This is a genomic window from Thalassospira mesophila, assembly GCF_002115755.1.
Taxonomy (GTDB): Bacteria; Pseudomonadota; Alphaproteobacteria; order Rhodospirillales; family Thalassospiraceae; genus Thalassospira; species Thalassospira mesophila.
Map to the genome: position 1 here is coordinate 1 of NZ_JFKA01000056.1, position 725 is coordinate 725.

The window sequence follows — 725 nt, forward strand, 5'->3', positions numbered from 1 at the left end:
CGGCTGAAACTGATCCGAATACCCAGACGAATCAACCAGATACTCAGCTCTGTGATTTCACCAGGGTTACGTGGAGAGCCCCAAGGCGGTCCGTTATCAACGTTGATGCGAGCCGGTAATCCGAAGCGCTGGAATACCTCGGTCAACCTTTCTTTCACCGTGGCTCCACGCTCGTTATCACAAGCTTGAATAGCCAAACTGAAACGTGAATGGTCGTCCAGTAAAGTCAGGGGATGGCATCTGCCTTCTTGCGTCGGGAAATGCCCTTTGAAATCCATCTGCCAAAGATTGTTGGGCGCCTCGTGTTCAAACCTCAGCTTTGCCTCTTGCTCCTTCGTAGTCGGCTGAATCAGCCCGTGCCGGTGCAGGACATTGGTAACGGTGCTGGGAGCAATCTGCTTTTTCAAGAGGCTGCTGATCGTGCGCCCACCCCATGCTGGATGGTCTTGTCTGAGCGCTATGACCTGCGCTTCCAGGGCCGGCGTGGTCAGCTTGGGGCTGGTAGCCGGTTTTCGGGATTTATCTTGCAGCCCTGAATGGCCGAGCGTCGCGTAGCGGTTAAGCCACTTGTAAGCCGTCTGCGGACTGATACCGAACCGTCGGCATAGTTCTCGTTTGTTGCTGCCGGGTTGCCCTGCTAAGGCAACAAACTCTTCTTTCAGGCTCATGGCATCTCTCGTGTCCCAGGGCATGATGGCTTTCCGGCGAAATTGGCTCGCCGAAAA

General features: G+C 55.0%; 1 protein-coding gene. It reads right to left on the reverse strand.

Features of this window, described 5'->3' with window-relative positions:
• On the reverse strand, positions 1-692 hold a 692-nt coding region (locus TMES_RS22000), incomplete at its 3' end, for a DDE-type integrase/transposase/recombinase (RefSeq protein ID WP_143589781.1).
• Positions 693-725 lie beyond the last annotated feature (33 nt).